We start from the raw sequence: 14180 nt of genomic DNA, 5'->3' as shown, positions 1-14180 counted from the left end.
TGCGGATTATCCCACACTGTTTCCCCTGTAAAAACCGCCGATGCCAAAAGAGACCACAATTACCCCGCTCGAAAATACAACCGCGCTGATTCTTGCCGGGGGCGCCGGCACACGGGTCGGAGGACGGGATAAAGGCCTCATCGAGTGGCGGGGAAAGCGACTGGTGCAACAGGTCTGCGAACGAATCGCGCCGCAGGTCGGGGGCCTGCTGATCAGTTGCAACCGGCACCGGGAGCAGTACGCCAACTTCTCGCCCCTCGCCCCGGCGGATTTGCGCGAGGATTTCCAGGGCCCCCTTGCTGGCCTGGAGGCAGCTCAGGCACACCTCTCAAGCGATCTGGTGCTACTCGCTCCCTGCGACGCACCACTGCTGCCGCTGGACCTGGCGCAGCGCCTGAACGCCGAATTGCAGCGCAACGGTCGGCTGAACGTCGTCTATGCAACCACCGGAAACGACGGCCATTACCTCTGCGCCTTGTTGCGGCGCAGTGTCCTGCAGGGACTGCCGGCCTATCTCGATGCAGGCAACCGCTCAGTACACCGCTGGTACGCCGGACTCGGCGCCGGCACCGTGAGTTTTGACGATCAGCCCGAAAGTTTTCTCAACCTCAACCAGATAAGCTGAGCAGGCACAAAAAAGCCCACGCCCCGAAAGGGCGTGGGCCCGCTTAGCTGCGACCCATCAGGCCTTGGGAGCTGCCTCGCGCTTCGGCGCCGCCTTTTTAGCTGGCGCTTTTTTCGCGGCTACCTTTTTCGCCGGGACTTTTTTCACTGGCGCTTTTTTCACCGGCGCCTTTTTGGCGACCGCCTTTTTTGCAGGCGCTTTCTTGGCGGCGGCTTTTTTGGCCGCCGGCGCTTTTTTGCTGGCCGGTGCTTTCCGCGCTGCGGCCTTCGCCTTGGGTGCCGCTTTTACCGCGGTGCCGGCTTTTTTCTTGCGGGTGGTTTTCTTCGCCTTGGCAGCTGCCTTTTTCTCCGCTGCCTTGATCTTTGCCTTCAGCTTACGCTCCGCTGCAGTAAGTTCCTTTTTCAGGCGCGCCTCGAACGCGGCGATTTTTTTGGCGTCAGAACGAAGCCGTGCTTTTGACCATGCCTGGGCGTGTTGCGCAAGGGCTTTCAACTTGTCGGCTTCTGCCTTCGCTGCCAGTTCCGCTTTACGCGCCAGCATTTTTTCTTCCGCTGCCAGCTTCTTGGCCTGCAGGCGTGCGTGGTCTACCGTTTCGCTGACCAATTGCTTGGCTTCAGCGAGTTTGCTGCGCACCATTTTCAGTTTGTCATTGTTTTTGGCCACCGCGGCGCGGGCGGTTTTCACCGTACGCTTGTTGGCTGCAGTCGCCTTGGCCGCAGCCTGCTTGCGAGCCGAGTCAAGTTTGGTTTTTGCTTGTTTTACATTCTGACGCTCAGTTTCCAGCACCTTTTGCAATTTCTTCAGGGTTTCGTTTGAACGAACAACTGCGGGGGAGCTTGCAGCCTGCTTCACCACAGAAATTTTCGCAGGAGATTGTTTTGCCGCGGCTCGTTTAGCAGCCGGACGCTTTTTCGCCGGAGCCATTTTACCGGCAGCCGGAGCTTTTTTTGCGGCGCTTTTTTTCTTTGCCGTTGCCATTACGCTTTTCTCCAAGTAGTTAATAAGGTAACGCAAAGCAAAAATAGCAATAAAAAACCGGGCTTACAACAAGTCTGAAGGGGAAATAAAGCGGGTAAAATCAATGACTTTGAGAGCATTTTTGGTGAAAAAAACCTTAAATATTCAAAGCGAATTTTTACAGAAATTAAAAAAACCCTTGTTTTTACTTTCCAAATCAATTTGAGGACAAAAAAAAGGGGAGCTGAGCTCCCCTTTTAATTTGCCGTCATACTTATGAACCCAATTGTGAAAAAATCGCATTCTTGATTTCTTCGACGCTGCCGATGCCTACAACGCGGTGATAGCGGGGCGCCTTGTCACCTTCCATGTCACGGTAGAAAGCGACCAGGGGGCTGGTTTGCGAATGGTAAACTTCCAGGCGTTTGCGGACAGTTTCTTCCTTGTCGTCGTCGCGCTGCACCAGGGCCTCGCCGGTTTCGTCATCGACGCCCTCGGTGCCCGGAGGATTGTAAATAACGTGATAGACCCGTCCGGAACCCGGATGTACGCGACGACCGCTCAGGCGCGAAACGATTTCCTCGTCCTCGACCGCGATTTCCACCACGTGATCGATATCGACACCTGCATCGACCATTGCCTGGGCCTGCGGAATGGTGCGGGGAAATCCGTCAAAGAGAAATCCGCGGGCACAATCCGGCTCGAGGATACGCTCCTTGACCAGCCCGATGATGATGTCATCGGACACCAGGCCGCCGGCGTCCATCACCTCTTTCGCCTGCAAACCCAGCTCGGTTTGCGCCTTTACCGCGGCTCGCAACATATCCCCGGTGGATATTTGCGGAATTCCATAGCGCTCGGTGATGAACTGGGCTTGCGTGCCCTTGCCTGCGCCGGGGGCGCCCAACAGTATCAGTCGCATAGGCGAACTTCCTCGTTACTAGATATCAATGCCGCGGAGGCAATCGGTGGGTAATGTCGGTTAATAAAAGGCCAGTAACCATACACAGCGCAGGGGTAGGTTACAACCCCCGCCCGGTGGCCTGGCTAGCTCTCCTTTGCCCGCACCCAAAGCGCTTCAAGTGCGTCGCTGTCGAGCTGGTCCAGCTGTGTTCCATCGGCGTCGGCAAAGGCTTCCATTGCGCGAAACCGCGTTTCAAATTTTTCTGAAGAACGGCGCAGCGCCGTCTCCGCATCCTGCCGGAGATGACGGGCGAGATTGACGCAACTGAACAGGAGGTCACCCAGCTCTTCTTCCGTCGCCTGGCTGTCACGGTTCGCCAGGGCTTCCCGCAACTCCGCGATTTCCTCGTCCAGCTTGTCGAGGACACCGGTTACATTTTCCCAGTCGAAACCGGTTCGCGCCGCGCGCTTTTGCAGTTTTTGCGCGCGCGACAACGCCGGCAGGGCCAGCGGCACATCGGCCAGGGCGCTGTGTAATTCCCGCGCGCTGCGCTCGACCTGTTTGATCGACTCCCAGCTCGCGCTGACCGCCTCGACACTCGTCGCATCGGTCACGACGCCTTCGATCTCGCCGTTGGCGAACACGTGCGGATGGCGGCGCAACAGTTTCTCCACCAGGGTGCTGACCACCTGGTTGAAGTCGAACAGATGGCGTTCGCTGCCGAGTTGGCTGTAAAAAACCACCTGGAACAGGACATCCCCGAGCTCCTCGGCCACATGCGCGTAGTCCTGGTGCTCGATCGCCTGCGCCAACTCATAGCATTCCTCGATGGTCGAGGGAACGATACTGGCGAAATCCTGTTTCAGGTCCCAGGGACAACCGTATTCGGGATCGCGCAGGCGCTGCATCACCCGCAGCAGGTCCGCGACCGTGTACGCTTTGCTGCCTGTTGCGTTCATTCACTGATCCTGAATGCGGACATGACGTTGTGCAGCCGGTTGATGCGCTCGAGCAATTTGGACAGCGCGGCGAGATTGGGCACCTCGACGCGCAGGCGCATGGTTGCGGTATTGGTTTTGACCAGTGACTGGGTATTGATGGCCAGCACATTGATATGGGAACTGGCGAGAAGACCGGTGATATCCCGCAGCAGGCCCTGGCGATCGTAGGCCTCGATACCGATTTCCACTTCGTAGTTGTCGGTCGGGGTAGACCCCCAGTCGACGTCGATCACCCGCTCGGGACTGAGCTCGGACAACCTGACCAGGCGCGCGCAGTCGCTGCGGTGAATGCTGACCCCGCGCCCACGGGTAATGAAGCCGGTAATGGCATCCCCGGGCAGCGGTTTGCAGCAACCGGCCATGTGGTTGAGCAGGTTGCCGACCCCCTGCACCTGGACCTCGCTGCGCAGGCGGGTCGCGCCTGGCCGCACGGTTTTCAACTGTGGTTCCGGGCGCCGTTCCACCAGCCCCTGGGCGGCGTGCAGTACCTGGGCCGAGGAGAGCTCGCCGGAACCTACAGCGGCGTACATCTCGTCGACCGTAGGCATCTGCACCTTCTTGGCGATACGCAGGTAGTCGACACTGGTCAGGGCCAGGCGCTTGAACTCGCGCTCCAGCAGGTGCCGGCCCGCGGCGATGTTTTCCTCCCGCGCCTGGCTGCGGAACCAATGCTGTACCTTGGCCCGCGCGCGGGAAGTGCGCAGGTAGCCGAGTCCCGGCTGCAACCAGTCGCGGCGCGGCAGGCCCTCCTTGCTGGTCAGGATCTCCACCCGCTCTCCGGTTTTCAGGGTGTAGGTCAGGGGCACGATGGAACCGTTCACCTTGGCCCCGCGACAGCGATGCCCGACTTCGGTATGCACGTGGTAGGCGAAATCCAGCGGCGTGGCGCCCTGGGCCAGGTTTACCACGTCCCCCTGGGGGGTAAAGACGTAGACCCGGTCCTGCGCCACATCGAAGCTGAACTGTTCGGCGACGCCCACGGCGTCGCCGGTTTCCTCGTGCCAGTCGAGCACCTGGCGCAACCAGGCAATTTTTTCCTCGTAGGTACTGGCCATGCCCGACTCGCCGTCCGAACCCTTGTAACGCCAGTGGGCGCAGACCCCCAGTTCCGCTTCCTCGTGCATGCGGATGGTGCGAATCTGTACTTCGAGGATTTTTCCCTCCGGCCCGATTACCGCGGTGTGCAGCGAGCGATAGCCGTTTTCCTTGGGGTTGGCGATATAGTCGTCAAATTCGTTGGGGATATTGCGCCACAGGCCGTGCACCAGGCCCAGCGTCGCGTAGCAGTCCTTGATTTCGGGCACCAGGATACGCACCGCGCGGATATCGTAGACCTGGGAGAAGCCGATGCCCTTGCGCTGCATTTTGCGCCAGATGCTGTAAATATGCTTGGCCCGGCCCTCGATCTCAAACTCCAGGCCGGCGTCCTGCAGCACCCGGACCAGGGTGTTTTTCACCTCGGCGATGAACTGGTCGCGCTCCAGCCGCTTGCCGTCCAGCAGCCGGGCGATCTTGCGGTAGGCTTCGGGATAGATATAGCGGAACGACAGGTCCTCGAGTTCCCACTTCAGGTGGCCGATACCGAGGCGGTGGGCCAGCGGGGCATAGACATCGAATACTTCGCGGGCCACGGCTTCGCGCCGTTCGTCGTCGTGCTTCACCGCGCGCAGGGCGCAGGTGCGCTCCGCCAGCTTGATCAGGGCGACGCGGACATCGTCGACCATCGCCACCAGCATCTTGCGGATGTTGTCCTTCTGCGCGTGGGCCTGGCCGAGTACCGGCCGGTCCTGGTGCAGCCGCAGTTCGCCAATCGCCGCCATCCGCAGCACGCCCTGCAGGAGGTCCGCCACGGGAGCGCCGAAGCGTTCGCGAATATCTTCCAGCCCGATGCGCTCCTCGCGCACAGCCCGGTAGAGCATGCCGCCAATCAGGCAATCCGCGCCGACGTGCAGTTCAGCGAGGATCAACATCACCTGCAGGCCGGCGCGAAAACAGTCGCTGCCCCGGGCCCAGTCAGGCTGGTCGACACCGGCCCCCCGGGACAGTTCGCGTACCAGTTCGGTCGCGCTGCGCAGGCGGGGATCCTCCAGCACTTCCGCGTGCAGGGGCAGGCTGTTGAACCACAGGTCGAGATCGATCTCGCCATCGGCGGTATCTAACAGGTCTTCCTGCCGGACGCGTACCATGGCTAGGCTCCGGCGAAGACGCCGGTGGACAGGTAGCGGTCGCCGCGATCACAGATAATCGCAACGATCACCGCGTTTTCGACTTCGGCGGACACGCGCAACGCGCCGGCCACCGCCCCGCCAGAGGAGACGCCACAGAATATGCCCTCCTCCGCGGCCAACCGGCGCATGGTGACCTCGGATTCCCGCTGTGAGATATCCAGTACGCGATCCACCCGTGCGGCATCGAAAATAGCCGGCAGGTAGGCCGCGGGCCAGCGCCGGATACCGGGAATGCTGGAGCCATCCTCGGGCTGCAGGCCAACAATACAGATGTCCGGATTCTGCTGCTTGAGGTAGGCGGAACAGCCCATGATGGTGCCGGTGGTGCCCATGGAGCTGACCAGGTGGGTGATGCTGCCGCCGGTCTGCTGCCAGATTTCCGGTCCGGTACCGGTGACATGGGCCAGGGGATTGTCCGGGTTGGCGAACTGGTCCAGCACCTTGCCCTCGCCGCGCCTTTCCATTTCCCGTGCGAGGTCGCGGGCGCCTTCCATTCCCTCGTCCTTGCTGACTTCCACCAGCTCGGCCCCGTAGGCCGCCATCGCCTGTTTGCGCTCGTCGCTCATGTGGGAGGGCATGATCAACACCAGGCGGTAGCCGCGGATCGCCGCCGCCATCGCAAGGGCGATCCCGGTATTGCCGCTGGTGGCCTCGATCAGGGTATCCCCGGGGCGGATCTCGCCGCGGGCCTCGGCCTGGCTGATCATGCTCAGCGCCGGGCGGTCCTTCACCGAACCGGCCGGGTTGGTGCCCTCCAGCTTCAACAGGATGGTGTTGCTGGTATCGCCCTGCATGCGCTGCAGGCGCACGAGGGGGGTGTTGCCGATACAGGCTTCAATGGTGGGGTAGTCGCGCATAGAAACTCTGGCTTCTCAATCCGGTGGGAGTTTACCCTGTCCGGCGCATCTGTGCATGACACATTGCGGGGCTTGTATCACCGGGCAATCTGTGGCCGGGGACGGCAGGGGGCGCCGCCCCGCAGGCCGATGGCCGGCTTTCATTCCGCGGCGCTGTCGTCGCGCCAGCGCGCGCGGAACAGTTCCCGGCTTTTCAGGGGCTCCGGCCCGAGATGCAGCGCCAGCGCCTGGCGCATCAAGCGCTTGGCCGTGCGCCCTGCCGGGCCGGCAAATTCACCGCAGCCCATCGCCAGCAGGTCGGCTCCGGGGTAGGCGGGCGAGGCGCCGGCAGGTGCGCGGACCAGGCCGTATTCGGGGTCCAGCAGGTACCAGCCCTCTTCGCGCAATGGATCGCCGCTGAGCCCCTCCACCGAGAGGGAAAGGCTGTAGCCCAGCTCCTCCAGCAGGCCGAGCTCGAAACGGCGCAACACCGGGTCCACCGACCCGGCGTCCTGCAAGTGATCCAGCGCCTCGCTGTAGGCGGCAAACAGTGTGGGGTGGGGATCGTGTCGGTGCAGCAGGCGCACCAGTAACTCGTTGAGGTAGAGTGCGCTGTACAGGCGCTCGCCGCGCAGTATCCGCCCCGCGGCAGCCGCTTCAACATGGGTCAGGGTTTTCAGTTCGTGGCGGCCACTGAAAGACAGCAGCAAGGGTATGAAGGGCTGCAACAGGGCCGCGCTGCTCCCGCCCCGGGAACGCCGCCGGACCCCCTTCGCCACCAGGCTGACCCGCCCGTGCTCGGCAGTGAACAGTTCCAGCAGCAGGCTGGTGTCGCGATAGGCGCGCTGGTGCAGGATGTAGGCCGGCTGCAGTTGAACCCGCATGGCTGTCTCAGACGTCGTCGTAACCCAGGCTGCGCAGGGCGCGCTCGTCGTCGGACCAGCCCCTGCGCACCTTGACCCACAGGCGCAGCATTACCTTGCTGTCGAAGAGCTTTTCCATATCGCGGCGGGCTTCGGTACCAATGGAACGCAGGCGCGCGCCCTTCTCGCCGATAAGGATTTTCTTCTGCCCGTCGCGCTCGACCAGGATCAGGGCGGAGATATGCACCGTGGCCCCTTCCAGCGCGAACTCCTCGATCTCCACCGCCACCGAGTAGGGCAGTTCGTCGCCCAGCTGGCGCATGATTTTCTCGCGCACGATCTCCGCCGCCAGGAAGCGTTGGCTGCGATTGGTGATCTGCTCCTCGGGGAAAAAGTGCGCCGACTCCGGCAGGAAGCGCAGGATCTCCTGCTCCAGTTCCACCACGTTGAGGTTGCGCAGGGCGGAGAGCGGCAGGATAGCCTCGAAATTGTAGCGCTCGGTCAAAGACTGCAGGTGGGGCAGCAACTGGGCCTTGTCCTCCATCAGGTCGACCTTGTTGACCACCAGCAGGGTCGGCAGGCCGACGGCCTGTACCTGCTCCAGCACCATCTGGTCCTCCTCGGTCCAGGCGGTGCGGTCCACCACCATCACCACCACGTCGACGTCGCGCAGGGCACTGCTGGCGGCGCGATTCATGTAGCGGTTGATGGCCTTGCCCTCTGCGCGGTGCAGGCCCGGCGTATCGACGAAGACAATCTGGTTATCGCCCTCAGTCTTGATACCCAGCACCTGGTGGCGGGTGGTCTGCGGTTTGCGCGAAGTGATGCTGATCTTCTGGCCCAGCAGGTGATTGAGCAGCGTCGACTTGCCCACGTTGGGGCGCCCGACGATTGCCACGTAACCACTGCGCGTGGTGTCACTTGCCATGGGATTCAAGCCTCTGGAGCGCGGCTTCGGCCGCGGCCTGCTCAGCCTTGCGCCGGCTCTTGCCTGCGCCCTCCGCTACCATCTGTGGTTTGCTGATACGACAGGCGACCTGGAAACGCTGGTTGTGGTCCTCGCCTTCCACTCCCAACAACGCATATTCCGGGAGCGGGATACCCCGGCCCTGGAGAAATTCCTGCAGGCGGGTTTTCGGATCCTTGGCGACTGCCGCGACACTGAGCTCGTCCAGTTGGTCGCCGTACCAGGCCAGCACACAGCGACGGCTCTCCACGAGCCCCGCATCAATGAATATAGCACCGGCGACGGCTTCCAGCGCGTCGGCGAGGATCGAACCACGCCGCCGGCCACCGCTCTTGCGCTCGCCGCCGCCGAGCAGCAGGTGCTCGCCAAGGGACAGCTCCCGCGCCAGTTGCGCCAGGGTGTCGCCCTTTACCAGCGCGGCGCGCAGGCGGCTGAGGTCGCCCTCGTGGGCATCGGGAAATTTTTCGTAGAGCACCTCGGCCACCACGTGGTTGACGATGGAATCGCCGAGGAATTCCAGGCGCTCGTTGTTGCGGCTACCGGCACTGCGGTGGGTCAGCGCGAGGTTCAACAGGCTCTCGTCGGAGAACCGGTGGCCGAGCCGCTGCTGCAACTCCAGTAATTGTCGCGCCCGGTCACTGCTCACTGGCTATTTGGCTGGCCCGCCACGAATTTGAGATCGTCGAATTTCAGCACGATGTCAATACGCCAGACCAGGGGAATGCGGGCCTCGTAGCTGGCGTCGATATAGGTGATGCCTTTCTCCCGGTAGACTTCGACGTCACCGGTGGTAATGGCGTAGATCTGGTTGGTGATAAAGAGCCGGTCTATGCGCCGGCGGATCTCGGTGAGCGAGGTGGTGCCCGGCTGGTGCTCGGAGGCCACCTGGCTGACGATACTCTTGATCGACAGGTACTCGGTGTAGGGTTGAATCATCTTCACAAAGCACATGACATAGAAACCGGCCATGATCGCAATGATAATCATGCCGGGAATCCCCATCCCCCGTTGACGCTGCGGCGTACGCATTTCCCTACCCTCCAAGACTTGCCCCTATATCATCATTCTATAAAGCCGACCCGGTCGAAACTGGGAATGCTGAGGAAGGATTCCCAGTGCATCCAGACGGCAAACGCCCGGCCAACAATATCCTTTTCAGGCACCTGACCCCAGACCCGGCTGTCCGAGCTGTTGTCCCGGTTATCGCCCATCATGAAATAGTGACCCGGCTTGACCACCACTGAAAAATCGTCGGGCAGGCGCGCGTCATTGGTCTGCATGGTGAAGCGCGCATCCCCGAGTTCCTCGATCCCCAGCCGGTAACGGGCGTGGGGACCGGGCACAATGGCTACTTCTTCATGGGATACCAGTTCGCCGTTGATGTACAGCCGTTTGTTGCGATAACTCACGGTATCCCCGGGCAGGCCGATCACCCGCTTGATGAAATAGGTGTCGTTCATGTGCGGCGGGAAAAAGACCATCACGTCGCCCCGCTCGGGTTCACCGACGTCGATGACCTTGGTGCGCGTGACCGGCAGGCGGATACCGTAGGTAAACTTGTTGACCAGAATGTAGTCGCCGACTTCCAGCGTCGGAACCATGGAGGAAGAGGGAATCTGGAAGGGTTCGGCGATAAACGAGCGCAGGACGAATACCACCAGCAACACGGGGAAAAACGATTTCGCATACTCTACGATCACCGGCTCGGAGGCGCTGTCCTCGACCCGCGCGGCGTACTGGCTGGACTGGGGGTGACCCTCCTGCTGCCAGTTGGGGAATTGCTGCTGCAGCGCGGATACTGTCTGTCGGCGGCCCGGCGCCAGGAACAGTGCGTCCAGCAACCAGATCAGTCCCGAACCCGCCACCAGGATCGTCAGGATCAGGGGAAAATCGATATTTACTCCGCTCATCAGTCCACCTTGAGTACAGCGAGGAAGGCCGACTGGGGTATTTCTACCCGACCTACCTGCTTCATGCGTTTCTTGCCCGCTTTTTGTTTTTCGAGCAACTTCCGTTTGCGTGTGACGTCACCACCGTAGCATTTGGCTGTTACGTTCTTGCGCAGGGCTTTCACCGTCTGCCTCGCCACGACCTTGCCGCCCACGGCAGCCTGGATCGCCACGTCGAACATCTGCCGGGGGATCAGTTCCTTCATTTTTTCAGTCAGCGCCCGTCCCCGGTACGCCAGCTGGTCGCGGTGCACAATGACCGCCAGTGCATCCACCCGTTCGCCGTTGATCAGCACGTCGAGACGTGCGAGGGATGCGGCCTCGAAGCGTTCGAAGCTGTAATCCAGCGAGGCGTAGCCCCGGCTCACGGACTTCAGGCGGTCAAAGAAGTCTAACACCACCTCCGCCATGGGAATATCGTAGGTCACCTGCACCTGGCTGCCGAGGAACTGCATGTCCACCTGGACGCCGCGTTTTTCCACGCACAGGGTAATGACGTTGCCGAGGTAATCCTGCGGCGTCAGGATGTTGCAGCGGGCGATTGGCTCGCGCATTTCCTCGATGTCACCGGGGTCGGGCAGGGCCGAGGGGTTGTCCACGTGGATCACTTCACCGCCCTTGCCAACCACCTCGTAGATCACCGTCGGCGCGGTGGTGATCAGGTCGAGATCGTACTCCCGCTCCAGCCGCTCCTGGATGATTTCCATGTGCAGCATGCCGAGGAAGCCGCAGCGGAAGCCGAAGCCCAGCGCGTCGGAGGTCTCCGGCTCGTAGAACAGTGAAGCATCGTTGAGGGTCAGCTTGGCCAGCGCGTCGCGGAAATCCTCGTAGTCGTCCGAGGACACCGTGAAGATACCCGCGTAGACCTGCGGCTTGACCCGCTTGAAGCCGGGCAGCGCCGGTACATCGGTATGCCCGGCGCTGACCAGGGTATCGCCCACCGGGGCGCCCTGGATATCCTTGATGCCGGCGACCACGAAGCCCACCTCGCCGGCGCGCAGCTCACCGGTTTCGACGCGCTTGGGGGTGAAAATTCCGATGCTGTCCACCTGGTAGGACCTGCCGGTGGATTTGGGGATGAACTTGTCGCGCTTTTTCAGCACGCCCTGTTTTACCCGTACCAGCGACACCACGCCCAGGTAGTTATCGAACCAGCTGTCGATGATCAGGGCCTGCAGCGGCGCATTGCGGTCACCCTCGGGGGGCGGGATGTTCGCCACCAGGTATTCCAGTGCGTCCTCGATACCGAGGCCGGTCTTGGCGCTGACCGCACAGGCATCGGTGGCGTCGATCCCGATGATCTCCTCGATTTCCTTCTTGACCTTGTCCGGGTCGGCCTGGGGCAGGTCCATCTTGTTGAGGATGGGGAGAACTTCCAGCCCCTGCTCGATGGCGGTGTAGCAGTTGGCCACCGACTGGGCTTCGACCCCCTGCCCTGCGTCCACCACCAGCAGCGCGCCCTCACAGGCGGACAGCGAGCGGGACACCTCGTAGGAAAAGTCCACGTGGCCGGGTGTGTCGATGAAATTGAGCTGGTAGGTGTGGCCGTCGCGCGCCTGGTAATCGAGGGTCACGCTCTGGGCCTTGATGGTAATTCCGCGCTCGCGCTCGATATCCATCGAATCGAGCACCTGCTCCGCCATCTCCCGGTCGCTGAGGCCGCCACAGTGCTGGATGAAACGGTCAGCCAGCGTGGATTTGCCGTGGTCGATATGGGCAATGATGGAAAAATTACGGATGTACTGGAGATCGCTCACTCGTCAGGGCCTGGAAACAGCGCGATGCGCTTGAAATGCAACAGGCCGCCCGGGGGCAGCCCGCCAAAAAACGCGCGATTGTACCCCAAAGGCCGCCTGCTCGCTATCGACCGGCTGGCGGCAGAATGCCGGGAATTCTCCCGGCCCTTGCCCTTGCAGCCGCCGGATCAGTCCGCCAGTTTCAGGCCGATGAACAGCGGGGCGCCGCGACGCATCAGCCGCACCGGCACGGAACTGCCGCTTTTCAGCCCGTCCACCGCGTCTTCGAAGGCGTCCAGGCTCTTCACCGGCTTGTTCCCGACCAGGGTGATGATGTCCCCGGGCTGGATACCGGCCTCAGCTGCCGCCGAACCCGGCAACACCTCGCGCACCTGCACACCACCGGAGAGACCCCAGCGCTGCAGCAGTTCCGGCGGGGTCTCGCCGACCAGCACCCCGAGCTTGCCGCCCTGGTCGTCGGCGGCAGCGCCATTGAGCGCATAGCTGTCCTCGGCCTCCAGGCCACCCACCTCGACCTTCAGCGTGCGCCGCTTCTGGTCGCGCATGATCTCCACCGGCACCTTGGTGCCGGGCGACACCAGGCCCACCACGTGCGGCAATTCGCCGGAGGTGCCAATTTCCTTGCCGTCGAAGCTGAGGATGACATCGCCCTCTTCGAGACCGGCCTTCGCGGCCGGGGTATCCTCGCCCACCTGTACCAGCAGCGCGCCGCGCGGGCGGTCGAGGCCAAAGGACTCGGCGAGGTTCCGGTCCACGTCCTGGATGGTCACCCCCAGCCAGCCGCGGGTGACGTGGCCGTTCTCCCTGAGCTGGTCCACCACGTTGTGCACGACGCTGACCGGGATGGAGAAGGACAGGCCGATGGAGCCGCCGCTGCGGGTAAATATCTGTGAGTTCACCCCGACCACCTCGCCCTCGAGGTTGAACAGCGGACCGCCGGAATTGCCCGGGTTGATGGCCACGTCGGTCTGGATAAACGGCACGTAGTTCTCGTTGTTCTCGGTGGGCAGGCTGCGGCCCATGGCAGAGACGATGCCCGCGGTAACCGAGTAATCGAGACCGAAGGGGGAACCGATGGCCAGCACCCACTCGCCGACCTCGAGCTTGTCGCCCTCGGCGAGCTTCACCGTGGGCAGGCCCTTGCCGTCCACCTTGATCAGGGCCAGGTCGGAACGCGGGTCCGTACCGATGACCTCGGCATCGAATTCGCGCCGGTCGCTGAGCCGCACCAGCACGCTGTCGGCGCCATCCACCACGTGGTTATTGGTGACGATGTAGCCGTCGTCGGAAATGATGAAACCGGAACCCAGCCCCATGCGCGGGTGCGGGGTCGACGGTTGCCCGCCGCGAAACTCGAAGAAGCGCCGCAGGTACTCCGGAATTTCCTCGGGTGCGTATTCGCCATCGGCGGCGCTGGCGCCGCTGGATTCGACGATGATTTTCACTACCGCCGGGGAGTTGTTCTTGACGATTCCCGTGAACTCCGGAAGTTGCGCCAGTGACTGGGCGCTGAACGCCAGCCCACAGAGCAGTAGGCACAGGGAGGTCAGTCTCTTGATCACAGTCATGCGGTTAATCCACCATCAGTTGCGAATTGGGCCTGCGACATTGTCGGCTCAGGCGCTTTGAAGAATCTCGGGCGGGCCGCGGCGCCGGCCTACCAGGGTTGGCTGCAATCGCCGGTCGTTGCGGTGGCGAAGGGCGTGGCCGCGCACCAGTGCGAAGCCGGCGAGAAAACCGCCGACCATCCCCAGTGCGCCCGCCGCCTCGGCCTGGGCGGGGAACAGGGACGCGGCGCCGGCAGCGCCGGCCAGCATGCACAGCAGGGGCAGGATATAGACCACCGCGGAGCCGCGCAGGATGACCGTCTCGGGAATACTGATCTGCACCTCGTCACCCACGGCGCAATCCGCCGGCTGGACGTCGCCGGGCAGGGCGCGAACCAGGGGCTGGCGTCCGGGGGCCATCCGGTTCATCAGGCCATGACCACAGCCCTTTTGCAGGCTGCAGCTGCCGCAGGTGCTCTTGCGTACGGTTTCGACCCAGACTGCGTCGGTTTCGACGGCCACGACCCTGCCGGTTTCGATCAGCAT

14 protein-coding genes are annotated in these 14180 nt (G+C 62.4%); 1 reads left to right on the top strand and 13 read right to left on the bottom strand.

Features of this window, described 5'->3' with window-relative positions; all coding sequences use genetic code 11:
• Positions 1–40 precede the first annotated feature (40 nt).
• A complete protein-coding gene (mobA, locus tag ACNKU3_RS01365) occupies positions 41–625 on the top strand; it encodes a molybdenum cofactor guanylyltransferase MobA (RefSeq protein WP_418257609.1) in 585 nt (194 codons plus the stop codon).
• 57 nt (positions 626–682) lie between these two features.
• Here mobA and ACNKU3_RS01360 read toward each other — a convergent pair whose 3' ends face one another.
• The 13 genes from ACNKU3_RS01360 to ACNKU3_RS01300 form a co-directional block, all read right to left on the bottom strand.
• Positions 683–1603, bottom strand: coding sequence for a hypothetical protein (locus ACNKU3_RS01360; RefSeq protein ID WP_418257608.1), 921 nt, complete (start codon positions 1601–1603; stop codon positions 683–685).
• A 253-nt stretch (positions 1604–1856) separates the two neighbouring features.
• Positions 1857–2504, bottom strand: a complete 648-nt coding sequence (gene adk, locus ACNKU3_RS01355; protein WP_418257607.1) for an adenylate kinase — start codon at positions 2502–2504, stop codon at positions 1857–1859.
• Positions 2505–2629: 125 nt separating this feature from the next.
• Positions 2630–3445: a nucleoside triphosphate pyrophosphohydrolase gene (gene mazG, locus ACNKU3_RS01350; RefSeq protein WP_418257606.1), complete on the bottom strand. Its 816-nt coding sequence runs from the start codon at positions 3443–3445 to the stop codon at positions 2630–2632.
• Complete coding sequence (gene relA / locus ACNKU3_RS01345) at positions 3442–5673, bottom strand: GTP diphosphokinase (RefSeq protein ID WP_418257605.1); 2232 nt, start codon at positions 5671–5673, stop codon at positions 3442–3444. The genes mazG and relA overlap by 4 nt, the downstream gene beginning before the upstream one ends.
• Positions 5674–5675: 2 nt before the next feature.
• Positions 5676–6572, bottom strand: coding sequence for a cysteine synthase CysM (gene cysM / locus ACNKU3_RS01340; protein ID WP_418257604.1), 897 nt, complete (start codon positions 6570–6572; stop codon positions 5676–5678).
• Positions 6573–6712: 140 nt separating this feature from the next.
• Positions 6713–7435, bottom strand: a complete 723-nt coding sequence (gene recO, locus ACNKU3_RS01335) for a DNA repair protein RecO (protein WP_418257603.1) — start codon at positions 7433–7435, stop codon at positions 6713–6715.
• 7 nt (positions 7436–7442) lie between these two features.
• Entirely contained in the window at positions 7443–8342 is a 900-nt protein-coding gene (gene era, locus ACNKU3_RS01330) for a GTPase Era (RefSeq protein ID WP_418257602.1), read from the bottom strand.
• Positions 8332–9027 (bottom strand): ribonuclease III, encoded by a 696-nt coding sequence (gene rnc, locus ACNKU3_RS01325; protein WP_418257601.1) that lies wholly within the window; start codon positions 9025–9027, stop codon positions 8332–8334. The genes era and rnc overlap by 11 nt, the downstream gene beginning before the upstream one ends.
• Positions 9024–9368, bottom strand: a complete 345-nt coding sequence (locus tag ACNKU3_RS01320) for a DUF4845 domain-containing protein (RefSeq protein ID WP_418257600.1) — start codon at positions 9366–9368, stop codon at positions 9024–9026. Before ACNKU3_RS01320 ends, rnc begins: the two co-directional genes overlap by 4 nt.
• A 74-nt stretch (positions 9369–9442) precedes the next feature.
• Positions 9443–10291, bottom strand: coding sequence for a signal peptidase I (gene lepB, locus ACNKU3_RS01315; RefSeq protein ID WP_418257599.1), 849 nt, complete (start codon positions 10289–10291; stop codon positions 9443–9445).
• Positions 10291–12087: a translation elongation factor 4 gene (lepA, locus tag ACNKU3_RS01310; RefSeq protein WP_418257598.1), complete on the bottom strand. Its 1797-nt coding sequence runs from the start codon at positions 12085–12087 to the stop codon at positions 10291–10293. The genes lepB and lepA overlap by 1 nt, the downstream gene beginning before the upstream one ends.
• Positions 12088–12254: 167 nt before the next feature.
• Positions 12255–13655 (bottom strand): DegQ family serine endoprotease, encoded by a 1401-nt coding sequence (locus ACNKU3_RS01305; protein ID WP_418257597.1) that lies wholly within the window; start codon positions 13653–13655, stop codon positions 12255–12257.
• Between the two features lie 48 nt (positions 13656–13703).
• Entirely contained in the window at positions 13704–14180 is a 477-nt protein-coding gene (locus tag ACNKU3_RS01300; protein WP_418257596.1) for a SoxR reducing system RseC family protein, read from the bottom strand.

It is taken from the genome of Haliea sp. E17 (assembly GCF_048323675.1).
GTDB lineage: Bacteria > Pseudomonadota > Gammaproteobacteria > Pseudomonadales > Halieaceae > Mangrovimicrobium.
Note: the sequence above shows the minus strand (reverse complement) of the source record. Positions and strands in the feature narration are given on the sequence as shown.

What these genes read in the sequence shown, in the direction of transcription:
- cysM (WP_418257604.1), bottom strand. Translation starts at nt 6,572, where the DNA reads ATGCGCGACTACCCCACCATTGAAGCCTGTATCGGCAACACCCCCCTC.
- mobA (WP_418257609.1), top strand. Translation starts at nt 41, where the DNA reads ATGCCAAAAGAGACCACAATTACCCCGCTCGAAAATACAACCGCGCTG.
- relA (WP_418257605.1), bottom strand. Translation starts at nt 5,673, where the DNA reads ATGGTACGCGTCCGGCAGGAAGACCTGTTAGATACCGCCGATGGCGAG.
- ACNKU3_RS01320 (WP_418257600.1), bottom strand. Translation starts at nt 9,368, where the DNA reads ATGATTATCATTGCGATCATGGCCGGTTTCTATGTCATGTGCTTTGTG.
- lepB (WP_418257599.1), bottom strand. Translation starts at nt 10,291, where the DNA reads ATGAGCGGAGTAAATATCGATTTTCCCCTGATCCTGACGATCCTGGTG.
- ACNKU3_RS01305 (WP_418257597.1), bottom strand. Translation starts at nt 13,655, where the DNA reads ATGACTGTGATCAAGAGACTGACCTCCCTGTGCCTACTGCTCTGTGGG.
- era (WP_418257602.1), bottom strand. Translation starts at nt 8,342, where the DNA reads ATGGCAAGTGACACCACGCGCAGTGGTTACGTGGCAATCGTCGGGCGC.
- mazG (WP_418257606.1), bottom strand. Translation starts at nt 3,445, where the DNA reads ATGAACGCAACAGGCAGCAAAGCGTACACGGTCGCGGACCTGCTGCGG.
- ACNKU3_RS01360 (WP_418257608.1), bottom strand. Translation starts at nt 1,603, where the DNA reads ATGGCAACGGCAAAGAAAAAAAGCGCCGCAAAAAAAGCTCCGGCTGCC.
- adk (WP_418257607.1), bottom strand. Translation starts at nt 2,504, where the DNA reads ATGCGACTGATACTGTTGGGCGCCCCCGGCGCAGGCAAGGGCACGCAA.
- ACNKU3_RS01300 (WP_418257596.1), bottom strand. Translation starts at nt 14,180, where the DNA reads ATGCTGATCGAAACCGGCAGGGTCGTGGCCGTCGAAACCGACGCAGTC.
- recO (WP_418257603.1), bottom strand. Translation starts at nt 7,435, where the DNA reads ATGCGGGTTCAACTGCAGCCGGCCTACATCCTGCACCAGCGCGCCTAT.